We start from the raw sequence: 17,032 nt of genomic DNA on the forward strand, positions 1-17,032 counted from the left end.
CCGCGCACGATCCACTTCACCCCGTGTTCACCGCGCGGTGTGATCCTGTCGCGCATGCCGACCTCCCCCGATCCCGTCGACGACCTCGACGACCTCGACGTGGAGGACGCCTTCGGCCACCGGGTGTCGGGCACATCCGGCGCGCCGAACGGCACGGACGGACCCGGCGGAGCCACCGGCGTCGCCGACGGTGGAGCCCTCGACGACGAGGGCGACGTCGACGACCTCGACGTCTGAGCGCCGACGGACCGTCACACACCGTTCACCTCGCCGACGCGTGCCGGGGTGAGCATCGTCCGCATGGCAACCACCGCACATCCCTTCACGGGCCGCAGCCTCGTCGGGGACATCGAGAGCGAGTACGACGAGTTCGACCGAGACGCCGACCTCGAGGTGTCCAAGCGCCGGGACGGGTGGCTCGAACCCTCCTGGTGACCCCCACCCATCCCTTGTTCGGGGTACGACGACCAGATCGCACTGATCGGGTCGCACGTACCCCTTTTGCATGTCCGGAGTACGCAGTCGCTCGGGGTACACGGTTGGAAACGCTGGTGAAACACGTCTGCAACGCCGGAAACACGGCAGTTCCGGCTTGATCCGGGGCCTGATGGGGGACCAGACTGGCGGTGTGCTGTACCCCGCTGGGGATGCTGCCGAGGGTGAAGCACGGAGATCCCTGAGAATCGCTCCGAACGATTTGTGGGGTACACCTCCGGGCCGCTTTACTCATCAGCACCCCCCGGTACCACCCCACGAAGCCATCACCGTCGAACGCAGGGAGAAACACCATGACGATCGCAACGGCTGCACCCAGCACCACCCGCCGCACCGCCACCAAGAAGGCATCGGCATCGAAGACCGCGACCGCCGAGTCCGCCACCACCTCCCTCGACACCGAGGTCGAGGCCGACGAGCAGCTCGCCGGTGTCCGCGGTGCCTCGGTCGACCAGGTCGGCGACTACCTCCGTCACATCGGCCGTCTCTCGCTCCTCACCGCCGAGGAAGAAGCGCAGATCGCCCGCCGCATCGAGGTCGGGCTCTTCGCCGAAGAGAAGCTCGCCACCGAGAAGGGTCTGGCGAAGACCCTGCAGCGTGAACTCCGCTGGCTCGTCCGCGACGGTGAGCGCGCCAAGGAGCGCATGATCACCTCGAACCTCCGCCTCGTCGTGAGCATCGCCAAGCGGTACTCGCAGCGCGGCCTGCCCTTCATGGACGTCATCCAGGAAGGCAACCTCGGCCTGGTCCGCGCGGTCGAGAAGTTCGACTTCACGCAGGGCTACAAGTTCTCGACCTACGCCACCTGGTGGATCCGCCAGGCGATCTCGCGTGGTCTCGCCGACAAGGCGCGCACGATCCGCATCCCGGTGCACACCGTCGAGCTCATCAACAAGATCTCGCGCACCGAGCGTGACCTGACCGTCGACCTCGGCCGCGCGCCGATGCCGGAAGAGGTCGCGGCCGAGCTGAGCATGAGCGTCGAGGAACTCGTCGACCTCAAGGGCCGCTCGCACGAGCCGGTCTCGATCCACACGGTCGTCGGCGACTCGGACGACAGCGAACTCGGTGACTTCATCGAGGACGAGGACGCCGCCAGCCCGAACGAGCTCACCGAGACGACGCTGCTGCACCGCGACATCCGCTCCATCGTCTCCGAGCTGCCGAGCGACGAGGCCAACGTCATCCGCATGCGCTACGGCCTGGACGACGACAAGCCGATGACGCTCGACGAGATCTCGAAGATCGTGCACACGACCCGCCAGGCGGTCAGCCGGGTGGAGTCGCGCGCCAAGCTGCGCCTGTTCGCCAAGGCGGTCTCGCAGGACATGCAGCTGTACCTGACCGACTAGGTCAGTGGACTTCGGCCGGCACGCTCACCCGTGTCGGCGCGGGGAAACCGGGTCGTTCTGTGGGAAGACGATCCGGTGGGGTGATGGGACGGCCCGCTCGAGCACTGCTCGAGCGGGCCATTCACGTTCCCGGGGCACCCGCCCGCGGTGTCAGTCGTCGATCTCGCGCCGGAGCTTCTGCCGCAGGTCGCTCGGGATGAGCTCGACCAGCTGGTCGGGCCGCACCGGCAGGTCGAGCAGGCTGAGTTTCACGCGGCCGGTGCGCCCGTGCCGCTCGGCATCGAGGCGCACCACGCTGCCGGCGTCCTTGCGGAGTCGCATGTCGATCTGCGCCCCGGTCGCGACCTCGCCGACCACGAGCCCGTCGACCTCGAGCGCTGCGCTCCTGGTGCCCTCGGCGATGTCGAAGCGGTAGCGCTCGCGCGCGGAGAGCACCACGGAGCGGTCGATCCCCGCCATCGGCGCGACCGGGGTCACCACGGAGCCGGAGAGTGCGGGGGAGAGCACCGGGCCGCCGGCGGCGTAGTTGTACGCGGTGGAGCCCGCCGGAGTGGCGGCCACGATGGCGTCGGCGCGGTAGTACCCGTACCCGAGGCCGCCGACGCTCAGGTCGGCCGAGACCTGCCCGGAGCCGGGCCGCCGCACGATGGTCAGGTCGTTGAACGCCAGGTAGTCGGTGCGAGCGCCGCCCCAGGACAGCCGGGCCTCGAGCGCGTGGTGCGGCTCGAGCTGGTACTCGCCGGCGGACAACCGGTCGAGCGCGCTCTCGAGTTCGGGCGGTTCGATCTCGACCAGGAACCCGACGTTGCCGTAGTTCACGCCGAGGACGGGCACGGGGCGGCTCGCCACGAGCCGCATCGCGCCGAGCATGGTGCCGTCGCCGCCGAGCGCCACGACCAGGTCGACGCGGTCGGTGAAGTCGTCGTCGTCGACCACCTCGACCCCGCCACCGATGCGCTGGGCGTCCGCGCGGCGGGCGAGCAGTTCGCCCTGGCCGGACGCGTTCCAGCGCTGCAGGGTCGTGACGGACTCCTGCACGTTCTTGGTCGGGTGGACGACGAGGCCGACGACGGGCTGCTCCATGAGCGGATCGTACCGAGCGGACCTCCGATACGGGCTGGTCGATCGAACAGGTATGCGATATTCTGAATACATGCAGACCGCTCAGCTCTCCGTCGCCCTCCCTTCCGTCCGGCACGGCCGCGAGATCGTGCTGCTCGCCGACCTCGAATCCCACGAGTCCGGCTTCGGGTTCGTCGACGCCGAGCACCTGCTCCTCGCGGCCGTCACCCTGTGTGCCGGTGCGCCCCGCTTCCGGCCGGTCCTCGACGCCCACCGGGTCTCGCCCGACGCCGTCCGGGCGAGCATCCGCGCGTTCGTCGGGGCGCACACCACCTGCCCCGGCGAGCACGACCGGGTCGCCTGCACACCCGCTGCGATGCGCGTGCTCGCCCGAGCCGCGACGATCGCCGGTCGATCGGAACGCATCCGGCCGCCGCACGTCGTGCTCGCCGTGCTCGACGCCGTCGACGACCCGCTCGCCGGATCGGCGCACGACGTCCTCGACGCCCTCGGCGTCGACCCGCGCCGCTTCCGACGTGACCTGCGTCGCGCGGTGCGGCGCGCCTGACCCAGCGCGGCCACAGAGCAGACGGGAGGCCCGTGGCGGGATCGCCACGGGCCTCCCGGCTGTACGGCGGACCCGCCGCTGGCGCGTCGGTTCGGTACCGGCGGCGGGGCCCGGTCCGTCTCGTCGTTCGCTCACTGCGCACAAGACGCACGTCGGTCACGCCCACGGCGAACAGGGGCAGCCCGCGGGGGGAGCGCTGGTTACTCTCGAAGTACTTGGCCGGACTCACACGAGACCGGCACAGCGTCGGCTCCGCTCATCAGGGGCCAAGGGAGAGCACATGTTCGAGAGATTCACCGACCGGGCCCGTCGTGTTGTCGTCCTCGCTCAAGAAGAAGCGAAGATGCTCAACCACAACTACATCGGCACCGAGCACATCCTCCTCGGCCTCATCCACGAGGGCGAGGGCGTCGCCGCCAAGGCGCTGGAGTCGCTGGGCATCTCGCTCGACGCCGTGCGCGAGCAGGTCCAGGACATCATCGGGCAGGGCCAGCAGCAGCCGACCGGGCACATCCCGTTCACGCCGCGCGCCAAGAAGGTGCTCGAGCTGTCCCTGCGCGAGGCGCTGCAGCTCGGCCACAACTACATCGGCACGGAGCACATCCTGCTCGGCCTGATCCGCGAGGGCGAGGGTGTCGCAGCCCAGGTCCTCGTGAAGCTCGGCGCCGACCTGAACCGGGTGCGCCAGCAGGTCATCCAGCTCCTGTCCGGCTACCAGGGCAAGGAAGCGGTCGCCGTCGGCGGCGAGCAGCAGCAGAACGCGCAGCAGGGTTCGCAGGTCCTCGACCAGTTCGGTCGGAACCTCACCCAGGCCGCGCGTGACGGCAAGCTCGACCCCGTCATCGGGCGCGAGAAGGAGATGGAGCGGGTCATGCAGATCCTCTCCCGCCGCTCCAAGAACAACCCCGTCCTGATCGGTGAGCCCGGCGTCGGCAAGACCGCCGTCGTCGAGGGCCTCGCCCAGGCGATCGTCAAGGGCGACGTGCCCGAGACGCTGAAGGACAAGCAGCTCTACTCGCTCGACCTCGGGTCGCTCATCGCCGGGTCCCGCTACCGCGGCGACTTCGAGGAGCGCCTGAAGAAGGTCACGAAGGAGATCCGCACCCGCGGCGACATCATCGTCTTCATCGACGAGATCCACACGCTCGTCGGTGCCGGTGCAGCCGAGGGCGCGATCGACGCCGCGTCGATCCTCAAGCCGCTCCTCGCCCGCGGTGAGCTCCAGACCATCGGTGCCACCACGCTCGACGAGTACCGCAAGCACTTCGAGAAGGACGCCGCACTCGAGCGTCGCTTCCAGCCGGTGCAGGTCAACGAGCCGTCGCTGCCCCACGCGATCAACATCCTCAAGGGTCTGCGCGACAAGTACGAGGCGTTCCACAAGGTGTCCATCACCGACGGTGCGATCGTCGCCGCGGCGAACCTGGCGGACCGCTACGTGCAGGACCGCTTCCTGCCCGACAAGGCCATCGACCTGATCGACGAGGCCGGCGCCCGCCTGCGCCTGTCGATCCTGTCGGCGCCGCCGGAGCTCCGTGAGTTCGACGAGAAGATCTCGACGGTCCGCGGGTCGAAGGAAGCCGCCATCGAGGAGCAGGACTTCGAGAAGGCCGCGAGCCTGCGCGACGAGGAGAAGAAGCTCCTCGGCGAGCGTCTCCGCCTCGAGAAGCAGTGGCGTGCCGGTGACGTCGCCGCGTCCGGCACCGTCGACGAGGGCATCATCGCCGAGGTCCTGGCGCAGGCCACGGGCATCCCGGTGTTCAAGCTCACCGAAGAGGAGACCTCGCGTCTCGTCTTCATGGAGAAGGCACTGCACGAGCGCGTCATCGGTCAGGAAGAGGCCATCTCGGCCCTGTCCAAGACGATCCGCCGTACCCGTGCCGGCCTGAAGGACCCGAACCGTCCCTCCGGCTCGTTCATCTTCGCCGGCCCCACGGGCGTCGGGAAGACCGAGCTCGCCAAGGCACTCGCCGAGTTCCTGTTCGACGACGAGGGTGCGCTGATCTCCCTCGACATGTCGGAGTTCGGTGAGAAGCACACCGTGTCCCGCCTGTTCGGTGCCCCTCCCGGGTTCGTCGGGTTCGAAGAGGGCGGCCAGCTCACCGAGAAGGTGCGCCGCAAGCCGTTCTCCGTGGTCCTGTTCGACGAGATCGAGAAGGCCCACCCGGACATCTTCAACTCGCTGCTGCAGGTGCTCGAGGAAGGCCGTCTCACCGACGGTCAGGGCCGCGTGGTCGACTTCAAGAACACCGTCATCATCATGACCACGAACCTCGGTTCGCAGGGCATCGCCGGTGGCCCGGTGGGCTTCCAGGTCGAGGGCGACTCGGCCGTCGGCTACGACCGCATGCGCGGCAAGGTCAACGAGGAGCTCAAGAAGCACTTCAAGCCCGAGTTCCTGAACCGTGTCGACGACACGATCGTGTTCCCGCAGCTGTCGCAGCCCGAGCTGCTGCAGATCGTGGACCTGTTCGTGAAGCGTCTGGCCGACCGTCTGCTCGACCGCGACATGACCGTCGAGCTCACGCTGCCGGCCAAGGAGCAGCTCATCAAGGTCGGGTTCGACCCGTCCCTCGGTGCTCGGCCCCTGCGTCGCGCGATGCAGCACGAGGTCGAGGACCAGCTGTCCGAGCACATCCTGCAGGGTGAGCTCAACGCCGGTGACCACGTGAAGGTCGACTTCGTCGACGGTGCGTTCCACTTCGAGACCGGGCGTCAGCCGGGCCGCGAAGAGGTCCTCGCCGGTGCAGCCGCGGTCGAGGCCGCGACCGACACACCCCAGGGTGAGATCGAGTCCTAGGACCTGACACTCCACGAACAGGAGGCTCGGTGCCAGCTGGCACCGGGCCTCCTGTCCGTTCTCGGGTCGCGTCCAGATCTCCACCCGCCGATCTGCGCGTCGTGCGCCCATCGGCCCCCGTCCGGGGGTACTGTTGTGGCAACGCGCGAGACGTTCCCCCCAACTCCTCGCGCGTCGCGCTCGACCGGTTCCCCCCAACGGGTCGAGACGCAGCCGGCCCCGGTCTGTTCGCAGACCGGGGCCGTTGCACGTTTCAGGGGTGGTGCCGCCGGTCGGCCGTGCGTGCGGGCGGGCGTCCGCCGCGTCAGGCGGCGTCGGGCAGCTGTGCGGCGAAGTCGCGGACGGCGCGCTCCCAGCGCTCCGGGTCCTCGTTCCACTCCAGCGTGTGCGGAGCCGTGCGGAAGGCGAGGGTGGTGGCACCCGACCGTGCAGCCACCGTGGCGACGTCGTCGGCGGCGACCAGGGCGTCCGCCTCGGAGTGGATCAGCAGCGTCGGCGTCGCGGAGTCCTGCCAGGTCGTCGTCGTGACGGGCGTCGAGGCCCCGGCGAGACGGGACAGCACGTTCGTGGTCGCGATCCGGCCGGCGACGGTCCCGACGAAGGCGGGCAGGCGTGCACCACGGACGGCGCCGCGGAGTGCCGAGGCGACGTCGAGCAGCGGGGAGACGGCGACGATCCCGTCGACGTCCACCCGGCCGGCGGCGACGGAGCAGGCGAGGGCTCCGGCGGACCAGCCCTGCAGGACGACGCGCCGGGCACCGCGGGCACGGGCGGCGCGGACGGCGGCGACGATGCGCTCGGCGGCCCCGGCATCGAGGGAGCGGAGCGGCAGGTCGGTGGTGTCGATGACCTCGGACGAGGCGCCGAGCGAACGCCAGACCCCGACGCCCCGCAGCACCTGGCGCGGGCCGAGGGACTGTCCGTGTACGTGGACCACGTGGGTCGTGGGGGCCTCGGGCTCGGTGCCGGGCACGTCGTCCGGCCCGTCGTACCGCATGGCGTCCCAGGCCCACTCGCCGGTCGGCACGGGGCCGGTCGCACTGCGTCGGACGGTGTCGCCGTCGCCGCTGGCCCCGTCCTGGGTGCTCGCGGTGGTGATCGCGCCGACCTGCACCCGGGTACCGTCCCGCTGCAGGTCGTAGGTGCCCGGCAGGCGGGTGTCGCGGGTGGCGGTGAGCTCGACCTCGGTGTCCGTGGCACTGCGGACCGTGGCGGTCGCCGTGTAGGGCGTGGGGAACAGCAGCCGCCGTGCGACGAAGGCGCTGAGGCCGAGCGTGCCGACCGCCCCCGCTGCGGTGCCGAGTGCCGTGATGCGTGCGCCGGTCATGTGATCTCCCTGAGTCGTGCCGTGGTGAGCGTCGCAGCGGCCGGCACTGCCTGCCCGGCCTCGCGCGCGCGGTCTTCGATCTCGACGGAGAGCCGGTGCTGCCGGCTCCGCCACTGGCGACGCTGCCACACGATCGTGAAGTAGAGCCCGGTGTTGCCCGAAGCCGTCTCGAGCCGACGGAGTTCCGGCTCGAGGGCGCGGAACCGGCGTCGGGCGGCCCGCCAGTCGCGGAACTCCCGAGCGGCGTCGGGCAGCACACCGCCGGCCGCACCGATGGCGAGCAGGACCATCGAGCCGAGGAACACCGGCGTGTAGAGCTTCGACAGCACCCCGACCGCGCCGTCGGCACCGGCGACGTGCACGGCGTCCAGGGCGATCGCGATGCCGGCGAGGAGCACCAGACCGGCTGCCCCGACGACGAAGAGCCAGTACAGGCGGCCGAGTCCGTCCCCGCTCCGGAACCCGCGCAGCACGGCGACGGCGGACCGGGCGATGACGATGGCGATGTAGGTCATCTCGACGGCGGAGTACAGCGCGGTCGGCAGCTGGTCGCCGTAGACCACCATGAACTGCGCCGTCGGGGTCGGTGCGTCGATGCGACTGAACAGCACGACGAGGGCGACGAGCACGAGCACGCAGCCGATGATGCGGCTGGCGCGCAGGAGCTTGGCGGAGCGCGCCGCTGCCTCGACGGACTGCGCGAGGGCGAACATGCCGCACACCATCAGGCAGCGGCCGATCAGGTCGGCGATGTTCGGCACGTTCGTCACGCCGGCGAGGAACGTGGTGACGTCGGGCTGGTTGATCGTGAGCCCCACCGCGACACAGCTGCAGCAGACCATCAGCCAGGTGACGCTGGCCGACTGGGTGCGCACGAGGAACAGCCGGACGACCAGGACCGCCAGGATGAGCCAGACCGGGATCGATCCCCAGACGTGCAGTGTCATCGCATCACCGGAAGATCCCGGGGTGACCCTCGGGGTCGAGCAGCCCGATCCGCAGCGCGAGCTGGTCGGCGACGAGTTCGACGGCCTGCTCGTGCGGGGTGTCCAGCGAACGGGTGAACGCCGTCCGGCCGGTGAGCAGCCCCGTGTACGCCTGGTGGTCGCAGCCGGTGTCGTCCATGAACACGTGGGCGAGCTCGTGCAGCACGCAGGCGACCCGGGAGCGCTCGGACAGCCCGGGGCGGGTCTCGAGCAGGGCGTGGTCGGTGCGCTGGATGAGCCGCGCCGACAGGTCGCCCGGCAGCTCGGTGGTGCGCACGTGGATGGGCTTGCCGAGCGCCGCCTCGGCCCGCGCGGTCAGTTCCGGCAGGGTCAGCCGGCGGGGGAGCCCGAGACGCTGCACGCGACGACGGGCCTCGGTCTGCCGGCGCAGGGCGCCGAACCGGTCGCGGTACCCGCTCACGGGGTGCCGCCCGACTCGTCGAGCCGACGCAGGTGGTCGGTGAAGTCGCGGATCTCGTCCGCCGAGGCGAACTCGCCCAGACGCCGGGTGGCGAACGCCACGACCTCGCGCTTGCGCAGTTCGAGCACGAGTTCGAGCTGCGCCTGCACCCGCTCGGGCACGTCCGTGTTGCCGGCGGCGTCGGTCAGGTACTCCGCCGGGACGCCGAAGTAGGCCGCCAGGGCCGCCAGGAGTCGCTGGTCACGGACGGCCGGACCGTTGCCGCCGAGCATGTAGCCCCAGCGCGGTCGGCTCATCGACGCACCCTGCGCCTCGATCTCGGCGGCGATCTCCTTGTACGGGGGTCGCTGACCCGAGTTGGCCTCGACGACGTCCATCAGGAGCTGCAGTTTGCGCGACAGTTCCCGACGGTGTGCGTCGTCGTCGTTGTACTCGATCACGTGTCCCCACTCTCACATCTGTCTCAGACATGATAAAACTGATCCAGCGCGTCAGCCGGTGTCACCACTCTGCCAGGCTCGCGCTCGCTCGTCAGGTCGGCATTTCGATGGGGGGATGCCGAACGGGGGACGACGAACGGGAGGCGCGGTGCCAGCTGGCACCGCGCCTCCCGTTCGTCGTGTGGTGCGGACTACGCCTGCACGTCGCCGCGCCAGCCCGGCTGGGTCGGCGCGTTCTCGACGCGCTCCTTGTAGTTCTGCAGGTCCTTCTTGACGGCGTGGCCGCCGACGCCCACGGCGGAGCCGAGCTTCTCGAGGAAGCCGGACGGCTCCCAGTCGATCTGCACGGTGACGCGCGTCTCGTCGTCCGAGAGCTTGTGGAAGGTGACGACACCGGCGTGGTCGGTCTCGCCGTCCTTCACGGTCCACGCGACACGCTCGTCGGGGTGCTGCTCGGTGATCACGGCACGGAACTCGCGCTCCTGGCCTGCGACCTTCACGGTCCAGTCGGTGGTCTTGTCGTCCACCTGGACGATCTTCTCGACCTCGTCGAGGAAGTGCGGGAACTCCTCGAAGCGGGTCCACTGGTCGTAGGCCGGGCGGACGGGGACGTTGACGTCGACGGTTTCGATGATCTGAGGCATGTACCGGACGGTAGGCCGATCGACCTGGGCGGCACTCAGCAGCGCTGTCCCCCTGCGACACCAGTAGTGTGGGGCGGATGACAGAGCACGGGAAGCACGCGTTCCACGAGCGCGACGACCACGGGATCCTCGTGCGTCCGGCGCTCGCCTCGGACGTCCCGCACATCCAGCGGCTCATCGCCCCCTACGTCGACCGGCGCATCCTGCTCGGCAAGGAGAACGTCGCCCTGTACGGTTCGATCCAGCAGTTCCGGATCGCCGAGGGTCCCGACGGCACCCCCATCGGGTGCGGCGCGCTCGCCGTCTTCTGGGACGACATCGCCGAGGTCCGCACCCTGGCCCTCGACGAGCAGTGGATCCACAAGCGCGTCGGGCACCGGATGCTCGAGGCGCTCGAACACGACGCCCGCGAACTCGGCGTCGCCCGGATCTTCTGCCTGACCTTCGAGGTCGACTTCTTCACGAAGCACGGGTACCTGGAGATCGGCGAGAGCGTCGTCCCGCCGGAGGTCTACGCCGAACTGGTCCGCTCGTCGGACGAAGGGGTCGCGGAGTTCCTCGACCTCGCCCGGGTCAAGCCGAACACCCTCGGCAACACCCGGATGCTGAAGAACCTCTGACGCTTTCTCGTGCCGCCCGGCGGGGTGGCCGTGCGTGGCCCGCGCCGTTGTCTACCCTGTGCGCATGTCGTCGTTGCGTCACCCCGTCGGACCCGAGAAGCCGGTCGTCTACTGGCGTCGCCGGGCGCTCGTGCTCGGGGCGCTGCTGGTCGTCGTCCTGGTCGTGGTGCTCATCGTCGTCGGGCGGGGGAACGGGGCCACGTCGGCGGCGCCGAGCGCGTCGGCCTCTGCCGGCGCCGGGTCTGGTGCCGGTGCATCGTCTGCCGGGTCTGCCGGTTCCGGTTCCGGTTCTGGGTCCTCGCGGTCTGCGGCGCCGAAGCCGTCCGCCTCGGCTGCTGCGACGAAGCCCGCTGCTGCCGACGGCTCGACCTGCACGAAGGACCAGATCGTCCTGACCCCGGTGCTCGACAAGTCGGCGTACGGCCCCACCGAGGACCCGAAGATCGCGATGTCGATCAAGAACTCCGGCACGAACTCCTGCCACCTGGACCTCGGTTCGGCGCAGCAGGTGCTGACGATCAGCTCGGGCCAGGAGCAGTACTGGTCGTCGAAGGACTGCCAGACCGGCGGCACGAACCAGGACGTCACGATCAAGTCCGGTCAGACGCTCACGACGCCCGCGATCGCGTGGGACCGCACCCGCTCGTCCACGTCGACGTGCGACTCGTCACGGCCGGCCGTCACCGCCGGGGGAGCGAGCTACCACCTGCAGGTCGCCGTCGGGAACCTCGAGTCGAAGACCTCGGTGCAGTTCATCCTGCAGTAGGCGGCGGGTTCGCGGTTCGCGGTTCGCGGTTCGCGGTTCGCGATTCCGATCCGTTCCCTTCCGGCTGCGCTGTGCCGATCAGGGGCGCCGGGAACAGCAACAGGCCCCGTCGTCCGAAGACGACGGGGCCTGTTCAAGCTGATGTGATCAGCCGAGGACGGTGATGTTCTCCGCCTGCGGGCCCTTGCGGCCCTCGGTGATGTCGAACTCCACCTTCTGGTTCTCCTCGAGCGACTTGTAGCCGTTGCCAGCAATCGCAGAGAAGTGCGCGAAGACGTCAGCGCTGCCGTCGTCCGGGGCGATGAAGCCGAAGCCCTTTTCGTTGTTGAACCACTTGACGGTACCGGTAGATGCCATGATGGCGTTTCCTTAGCTTTCTTGCTTCCGCCAAGGTGCAGATGCACCGACGGAGACCCCGACGTACGTCGACGGGGGTAATGCGCCACGCGGGCAGGTGCCGGCGGGACGGGTTCGGGGTCAGGCCTGTCGGCCAGTGACCCTGGGGCCCGGGTTGAGGGGCAAACCACCTCGCCCGGACGTTGAGCGCCGCCGAAGCGGTTCCATCAGGCTAGCGTGCTCTGGGCCGACTGGCTACCCGTGCGTCCCGGAACGTCGAAAATCTGGTGGAATTGAGCTGATGGCAGACAAGGAACAGCGCTTCCGCAGCGAACAGCTCGAGGAAGCCCTCGCGAAGCAGGACGTCGCCGCGGTGGCGTTCGCGCTCCGCCACGACATCGTGATCGTCCCCCGGCTCGTCACCGGCAAGAAGGACATGCAGGTGCGGGTGTTCGGCCGTGAGGGGTCGGACAAGCGCATCCTGCTGCTGTTCTCGTCGGCGGACGCCTACACGGCGATGGTGCCGGACGAGAAGATCCGGCAGGTGATGGTCTACGACGGACCGCGGCTGGAGGAGTTCCTGGCCGCCCACCTCGACATGCTCGAGGGCGTGTTCTTCGACATCGCCGGCCCGCACACCATGCAGGCTGCACCGGCGGACCTGCTGGCCGCTTTGCGCGCGTAGCGCCTCAGAACGCGCGGTCGAGCTCGCGTTCGCGCGGGGACTGCGTCATCGAGAAGGCCACCCGCAGGGCTTCGCGCAGGTGCCCGGAGTCCGAGCCGAGCACCGTGGTGAACCCGAGGCGGGTGGCCTCGTTCACGCGCTGCTTCGTGCCCGTGGCCGGACGGATCTCGCCGGCGAGGCTGATCTCGCCCACGGCTGCGAGCGTGTGCGGGTACGGACGGTCTCGTGCGGCGCTCGCGAGGGCCAGCGCGATCGCCAGGTCGGCGCCGGGCTCGGTGAGCTTCATGCCGCCCACCGTGGACACGTACACATCGGCGTCGGACAGCTTCAGGCCGGCGCGTCGTTCGAGGACCGCGAGCAGCATCGCCACACGCGAGGCATCGACACCGTTCACGACCCGGCGTGGCTGTGGCGCGGAACTGGGGACGATGAGGGCCTGCACCTCGACCGGCAGTGCTCGACGCCCTTCGAGTGCGACGGTGACGCAGGTGCCGGACACCGGGGTGGTGTTCTTCGACATGAACAGGCCGCTGGGGTCGGGGACCTCGTGGATGCCGTCGCCGCCCATGTCGAAGCACCCGACCTCGTCCGTGGGGCCGAAGCGGTTCTTGAGCGCCCGGACGAAGCGCAGGGCGGTCTGCCGGTCGCCCTCGAAGTGGCAGACGACGTCGACCAGGTGCTCGAGCAGCCGCGGGCCGGCGATCGTGCCGTCCTTCGTGACGTGGCCGACGATGAGGACGGGCAGGGCGCGGTCCTTCGCGATGCGGATCAGGGTCGAGGCGACCTCGCGCACCTGGGACGTGCCGCCCGCGATGCCGTCGATCGAGCTCGACGAGATGGTCTGCACGGAGTCGGCGATGAGCAGGTCGGGCTGCACCTGGTCGATCTGGCCGATGATGACGCCGAGGTCCACTTCGCTCGCCAGGTACAGGTCGTCGTGCATCGCCCCGGTGCGTTCGGCACGGAGCCGGACCTGGTCGACGGACTCTTCGGCGCTGACGTAGAGGACGCGCTTGCCCGAGGCCGCGGCTCGCGAGGCCACCTCGAGCAGCAGGGTCGACTTGCCGACACCCGGCTCGCCGCTCAGCAGGACGGCCGCACCCGGCACCACGCCGCCGCCGAGGACGCGGTCGAACTCGCCGATGCCGGTCTGCCAACGCTGCACCGAGGTGCCGCGGGCTTCGGTGATCGGTCGTGCGGCCCGGGCACCGGTGACGGCGACCGCGGACGTGCCCCGGGTGCTCGCCGACGCCGCAGAGCTGTCTTCGACGGTGCCCCAGGTCTGGCACTCACCGCACCGGCCGACCCACTTGATGCTGGTCCAGCCGCACTCGGTGCAACGGTAGAGGGACTGCGGGCGCGCCATGTCGTCGAGGCTAGGCCGTACGGCCGACATCACCGGCGCGGTCGCCCGGCTCGTCCGGTCCGCCGTGTCCGCCCGACTCGTCGCCGTCGTCGGGGACCGCGATCGACCCCGTCATCCGGTGGCGCAGGCGCTCGACCGGTCCCGGAGCCTGCCGTGAGGCGTGGTCGAGCGCCTCGGCGCCGTCGGTGTCCTGCTCGGCGCGGGCGTTCGCCACCGCCCCGGCTTCACGACCGAGGTTCTCGGCCTCGCGCACGGACAGGTAGTGCCGGATCGCCGCCACGGTGTCGACCCGGGCGTCGACCGCAGGCTCGAACGCACTCGCCCAGACCTCGTAGCCGCGGTCGTTCGGGTGGAAGAGGTCGCCGTAGCTGTTGAAGAAGGTGCGGCGGACACCGACGCGCTTCGTGATGGTGTGCAGCGGCGCCACCGTCAGCCCGAACTCGTCGGCCACCCGGTGCACGATCTCGTTCGCCACCGCCACCTTGCGCTCCCGGTCCGGCACGAACATGCACGGCAACTCGGCCACCACGGCGTGCGAGGGGACCGCGCCGTAGATCGCCCGGATGTTCCGCTCGAACTTGTCCGGGTCGAAGTCGGCGATGTCGTTCGCCCCGATCGACACCGTGCAGATGTCGGGCGCGTAGTGCCGGAGCTTCGGCAGCTGATCACGCTTCGCGCCCCACGTGGTCGAACCGGAGACGCTGAGGTTCACCACCCGCACGGACATGTGCGAGCGGTGCCGGATGCGCCGGGTCAGGAGCCCCACGTAGCCACGGCCGGGGGCGGTCGCGCCGACCCCCTGTGCCGCAGAGTCACCGATCGCCACGTAGAGCAGCTGCCCCTCGTGCTGCTGTCGTTCCCGCCACCAGTCGGCGTGGATCGGGAGCATGTCGACGACCCGTTGCGCCGCTGCCCGTTGGCCCTTCACGCCAGCGCGGGCACCGACGGCTGCGGCGCCGACGACGCCGAGGCTGCCGATGACGGAGGTGAGGAGTGCGATGAGCGTGCGGGATCTCATGCCGTGGACGGTACGCCCGCCGGTCTTGCCGGAGACGAGGAGGACCTGTGGGTGTGGGGAGAGCCCTGCAGGGGACCGCCTGTGGAGGGGGAGCCGACCCGGGGTGTCATCACGGGCCTCCCGGATCGTGTAAACTCTTTCCCGGTACCGTGTCCGAGCGGCCGAAGGATCATGTCTCGAAAACATGTGTGGGGGCAACTCCACCGTGGGTTCAAATCCCACCGGTACCGCCAACGCAAAGAGCCCCAGATCCCCGTCACAACGGGGATCTGGGGCTCTTTCGCTCTGTCCCGGGAAGGTGTGAGCAACCGCAACTTCCGGGCCGTTACTCGGTGGCCGTCGTCCTCCTCGACGAAGGTGACACCCGACTCCGTTGCGGTCGTGGGCTCCGGAACTTGCGATAGGTGGCACTATGCGTTGGTTTGAGTCCCACCCTTTGAAGTGACCTGATGCTGCGTCTGTCTGCGGACATCGACGACGTCGATCGCTCCGGCGGTGGTCGGTCGAGTGCCCGCGGCTCCTAGGCTCGACGCATGGGGATGCACAGGGACCAACGACTCGCCGTGATCATCGGGAGCGCCACGGCGGTGCTCGTCGGTGGCGGGCTGGTCATCGCAGTGGCTCTCGGCCTGATCGGCTCGTAGCCTGAGCAGCGAGCACGAGGAGGGGTGATGGCGCAGACGGCAGAACCGCCGGCGGCCGCGGATGGTCATCAGCAGCTCGGCTCGAGGCACAAGAACGGCGATCGTCGCTTCGGTGTCGCGGGGCTCATGGCAGGTGTGTACGCCGGCCGAGGAACGCCGATGCTGTCGAGCCTGCATCACTCGACGGTCACCGAGCACATCGGATCAGTCCGCGTCGGCGACGAGCTCCACGTCGAGTGGCGAGGGACCCACTGGTGGGCGTCGTCGGACGAAGGCGCCGTCGGCCGGCTCTCCTGGTCGAAGGGGCTTCGCGAGCAGACGGCGTACGCACCGGACGGGCCCAGCCCCTACGACTTCGACGACGGGACGCTGTACGTGCAGCACGTCACGGTGAACGCCGCCGGCGAGGTCGTCGACTGCGGCGGGTACGTCGTTCCGGACAACTACGAGCCGTCGGACTGGCCGATGACGCCGATCCCGGACCCTGCGGAGCGCGAGCTGACCATCACGATCGGCGCGCCGGCGCCCATGACTCGGCCCGTGCCGGCGGCGGGGGAGTCACCACCCCAGGCGAGTAGCGAGACCACTACGCGCTCCGGCTGGCTTCGGCGGCTGCGCGGGCGCGGCTGAGAGGGAGAGCAACCGATGACGACGTACACACCGCGAGAGCTGGCAGCCGAGCTCGGCTACACGAACGAGTCTCGTCCGGGGCGGGCCGTGCGGGCCTACCTGCGGGAGCGTTACCCGGAGCACACCGGATTCTGGGTACTCGACGAGGCGCAGGCCGACGACGTGCGCGCGAACGTGCCCCGCGCGTCGTGACGTGCGTCAGCCGCTGCGACGGTGCAGATCTCGCCCGTCCGAGGGCTTCACGGCGCGTCATTCGGACACGTCATCGGAAGCCGACGAAGGTATCCACTTCGCTGGTGCTGCGTGTCCAGGACCGATAGACAAGGAGCTCCGGGGAACGAAGGAGTTGCCGATGCTGGTTCAGGTTTGTGGTCTTCCCGGTGCAGGGAAGTCGACGCTGTCTGCTGCGATCGCGGAGCTGACGCCTTCACTGACGCTTCGCGTTGATGCGATCGAGGGCGCGATGTGGAAGTACCAGATTCCGCGCGAGCAGTCCGGGATCGCCGCCTACTCGATCATGCACGCCATCGCGGTGCCGAATCTGCTTCGCGGACAGGTGGTCATCGCCGACGCGGTGAGTGGTGTCGAACCCGCTCGGGCTGGATGGGCGTCGACAGCGGAAGCCGCCGGGGTTCCGCTGCGCGTGATCGAGGTCGTGTGTGCGGACGTCAACGAGCACCGTCGCCGGGTGGAGCAGCGTGCGAACGACCTGCCCGGGTTCATCTTGCCGACGTGGGACGAGGTACAGCGGGCCGCCGACGAGTACGAGCCCCGCACGGACGATCGACTCGTCATCGACAGCACCCGCCCGCTTGAAGAGACGGTGCGCCGGGCCCTCGACTACCTCGAGCTCCACGTCCGGTAACGGACAG

The 17,032-nt window shown here is 69.6% G+C and carries 20 protein-coding genes and 1 tRNA gene; 12 read left to right on the plus strand and 9 right to left on the minus strand.

The annotated features are described in order from the left end of the window. The first annotated feature begins 54 nt into the window (after window positions 1-54). The 3 genes from BOSE127_RS10315 to BOSE127_RS10320 all read left to right on the plus strand — a co-directional run bounded on the left by BOSE127_RS10315 (window position 55) and on the right by BOSE127_RS10320 (window position 1,847). Window positions 55-237, plus strand: a complete 183-nt coding sequence (locus tag BOSE127_RS10315; protein ID WP_139179570.1) for a hypothetical protein — start codon at window positions 55-57, stop codon at window positions 235-237. 63 nt (window positions 238-300) lie between these two features. After that, window positions 301-435, plus strand: a complete 135-nt coding sequence (locus BOSE127_RS17450) for a hypothetical protein (RefSeq protein ID WP_258320880.1) — start codon at window positions 301-303, stop codon at window positions 433-435. Between the two features lie 353 nt (window positions 436-788). After that, a complete protein-coding gene (locus BOSE127_RS10320; protein ID WP_017887673.1) occupies window positions 789-1,847 on the plus strand; it encodes a sigma-70 family RNA polymerase sigma factor in 1,059 nt (352 codons plus the stop codon). Window positions 1,848-1,997: 150 nt separating this feature from the next. On the opposite strand, the gene BOSE127_RS10325 is transcribed toward BOSE127_RS10320, so the two are convergent. After that, entirely contained in the window at window positions 1,998-2,930 is a 933-nt protein-coding gene (locus tag BOSE127_RS10325; RefSeq protein ID WP_017887672.1) for an NAD(+)/NADH kinase, read from the minus strand. A 70-nt stretch (window positions 2,931-3,000) separates the two neighbouring features. Between BOSE127_RS10325 and BOSE127_RS10330 the strand changes: the two genes are divergently transcribed. Together BOSE127_RS10330 and BOSE127_RS10335 are read left to right on the plus strand one after the other, a co-directional pair. Then, a complete protein-coding gene (locus BOSE127_RS10330; protein ID WP_159557101.1) occupies window positions 3,001-3,477 on the plus strand; it encodes a Clp protease N-terminal domain-containing protein in 477 nt (158 codons plus the stop codon). Between the two features lie 280 nt (window positions 3,478-3,757). Beyond that, the gene (locus BOSE127_RS10335) at window positions 3,758-6,277 is read left to right on the plus strand and encodes an ATP-dependent Clp protease ATP-binding subunit (RefSeq protein ID WP_027467068.1); all 2,520 of its coding nucleotides are present in this window, start codon (window positions 3,758-3,760) and stop codon (window positions 6,275-6,277) included. A 304-nt stretch (window positions 6,278-6,581) separates the two neighbouring features. On the opposite strand, the gene BOSE127_RS10340 is transcribed toward BOSE127_RS10335, so the two are convergent. The 5 genes from BOSE127_RS10340 to BOSE127_RS10360 form a co-directional block, all read right to left on the minus strand. Then, window positions 6,582-7,604 carry a hypothetical protein gene (locus tag BOSE127_RS10340; RefSeq protein WP_159557103.1) on the minus strand — a complete coding sequence of 341 codons (1,023 nt, stop codon included), beginning with the start codon at window positions 7,602-7,604 and terminating at the stop codon, window positions 6,582-6,584. Then, the gene (locus BOSE127_RS10345) at window positions 7,601-8,551 is read right to left on the minus strand and encodes a hypothetical protein (RefSeq protein WP_071249840.1); all 951 of its coding nucleotides are present in this window, start codon (window positions 8,549-8,551) and stop codon (window positions 7,601-7,603) included. The genes BOSE127_RS10340 and BOSE127_RS10345 overlap by 4 nt, the downstream gene beginning before the upstream one ends. A 4-nt stretch (window positions 8,552-8,555) precedes the next feature. Further along, window positions 8,556-9,011: a hypothetical protein gene (locus tag BOSE127_RS10350; protein ID WP_071249838.1), complete on the minus strand. Its 456-nt coding sequence runs from the start codon at window positions 9,009-9,011 to the stop codon at window positions 8,556-8,558. After that, window positions 9,008-9,451, minus strand: coding sequence for a hypothetical protein (locus BOSE127_RS10355; protein WP_017887666.1), 444 nt, complete (start codon window positions 9,449-9,451; stop codon window positions 9,008-9,010). The genes BOSE127_RS10350 and BOSE127_RS10355 overlap by 4 nt, the downstream gene beginning before the upstream one ends. 191 nt (window positions 9,452-9,642) lie before the next feature. Further along, window positions 9,643-10,095: an SRPBCC family protein gene (locus BOSE127_RS10360; RefSeq protein WP_071249837.1), complete on the minus strand. Its 453-nt coding sequence runs from the start codon at window positions 10,093-10,095 to the stop codon at window positions 9,643-9,645. A gap of 77 nt (window positions 10,096-10,172) precedes the next feature. On the opposite strand from BOSE127_RS10360, the gene BOSE127_RS10365 reads away from it, so the two are divergent. Together BOSE127_RS10365 and BOSE127_RS10370 are read left to right on the plus strand one after the other, a co-directional pair. Continuing rightward, on the plus strand, window positions 10,173-10,715 hold the full coding sequence (locus tag BOSE127_RS10365) for an amino-acid N-acetyltransferase (RefSeq protein ID WP_042536938.1): 543 nt from the start codon (window positions 10,173-10,175) through the stop codon (window positions 10,713-10,715). 64 nt (window positions 10,716-10,779) lie between these two features. After that, on the plus strand, window positions 10,780-11,481 hold the full coding sequence (locus tag BOSE127_RS10370; RefSeq protein WP_159557105.1) for a hypothetical protein: 702 nt from the start codon (window positions 10,780-10,782) through the stop codon (window positions 11,479-11,481). Between the two features lie 147 nt (window positions 11,482-11,628). Here BOSE127_RS10370 and cspE read toward each other — a convergent pair whose 3' ends face one another. Continuing rightward, a complete protein-coding gene (gene cspE / locus BOSE127_RS10375) occupies window positions 11,629-11,838 on the minus strand; it encodes a transcription antiterminator/RNA stability regulator CspE (RefSeq protein ID WP_017887662.1) in 210 nt (69 codons plus the stop codon). A gap of 280 nt (window positions 11,839-12,118) precedes the next feature. On the opposite strand from cspE, the gene BOSE127_RS10380 reads away from it, so the two are divergent. Then, window positions 12,119-12,502: an SseB family protein gene (locus BOSE127_RS10380; RefSeq protein ID WP_017887661.1), complete on the plus strand. Its 384-nt coding sequence runs from the start codon at window positions 12,119-12,121 to the stop codon at window positions 12,500-12,502. 4 nt (window positions 12,503-12,506) lie between these two features. Here BOSE127_RS10380 and radA read toward each other — a convergent pair whose 3' ends face one another. Together radA and BOSE127_RS10390 are read right to left on the minus strand one after the other, a co-directional pair. Further along, a complete protein-coding gene (gene radA / locus BOSE127_RS10385) occupies window positions 12,507-13,868 on the minus strand; it encodes a DNA repair protein RadA (protein WP_017887660.1) in 1,362 nt (453 codons plus the stop codon). Between the two features lie 10 nt (window positions 13,869-13,878). Then, the gene (locus tag BOSE127_RS10390) at window positions 13,879-14,886 is read right to left on the minus strand and encodes an SGNH/GDSL hydrolase family protein (protein WP_071249833.1); all 1,008 of its coding nucleotides are present in this window, start codon (window positions 14,884-14,886) and stop codon (window positions 13,879-13,881) included. A 143-nt stretch (window positions 14,887-15,029) separates the two neighbouring features. Between BOSE127_RS10390 and BOSE127_RS10395 the strand changes: the two genes are divergently transcribed. From BOSE127_RS10395 to BOSE127_RS10410, 4 genes are all read left to right on the plus strand, one after another. Next, window positions 15,030-15,119, plus strand: a tRNA-Ser gene (locus tag BOSE127_RS10395). A gap of 438 nt (window positions 15,120-15,557) precedes the next feature. Continuing rightward, entirely contained in the window at window positions 15,558-16,160 is a 603-nt protein-coding gene (locus BOSE127_RS10400; RefSeq protein WP_159557107.1) for a hypothetical protein, read from the plus strand. Window positions 16,161-16,175: 15 nt separating this feature from the next. Continuing rightward, entirely contained in the window at window positions 16,176-16,352 is a 177-nt protein-coding gene (locus tag BOSE127_RS10405; protein WP_159557109.1) for a hypothetical protein, read from the plus strand. A 160-nt stretch (window positions 16,353-16,512) separates the two neighbouring features. Continuing rightward, window positions 16,513-17,025: an AAA family ATPase gene (locus BOSE127_RS10410; RefSeq protein ID WP_111032591.1), complete on the plus strand. Its 513-nt coding sequence runs from the start codon at window positions 16,513-16,515 to the stop codon at window positions 17,023-17,025. Window positions 17,026-17,032: the final 7 nt, after the last annotated feature.

The organism is Curtobacterium sp. 8I-2 (assembly GCF_902506155.1).
Lineage (GTDB): Bacteria > Actinomycetota > Actinomycetes > Actinomycetales > Microbacteriaceae > Curtobacterium > Curtobacterium poinsettiae.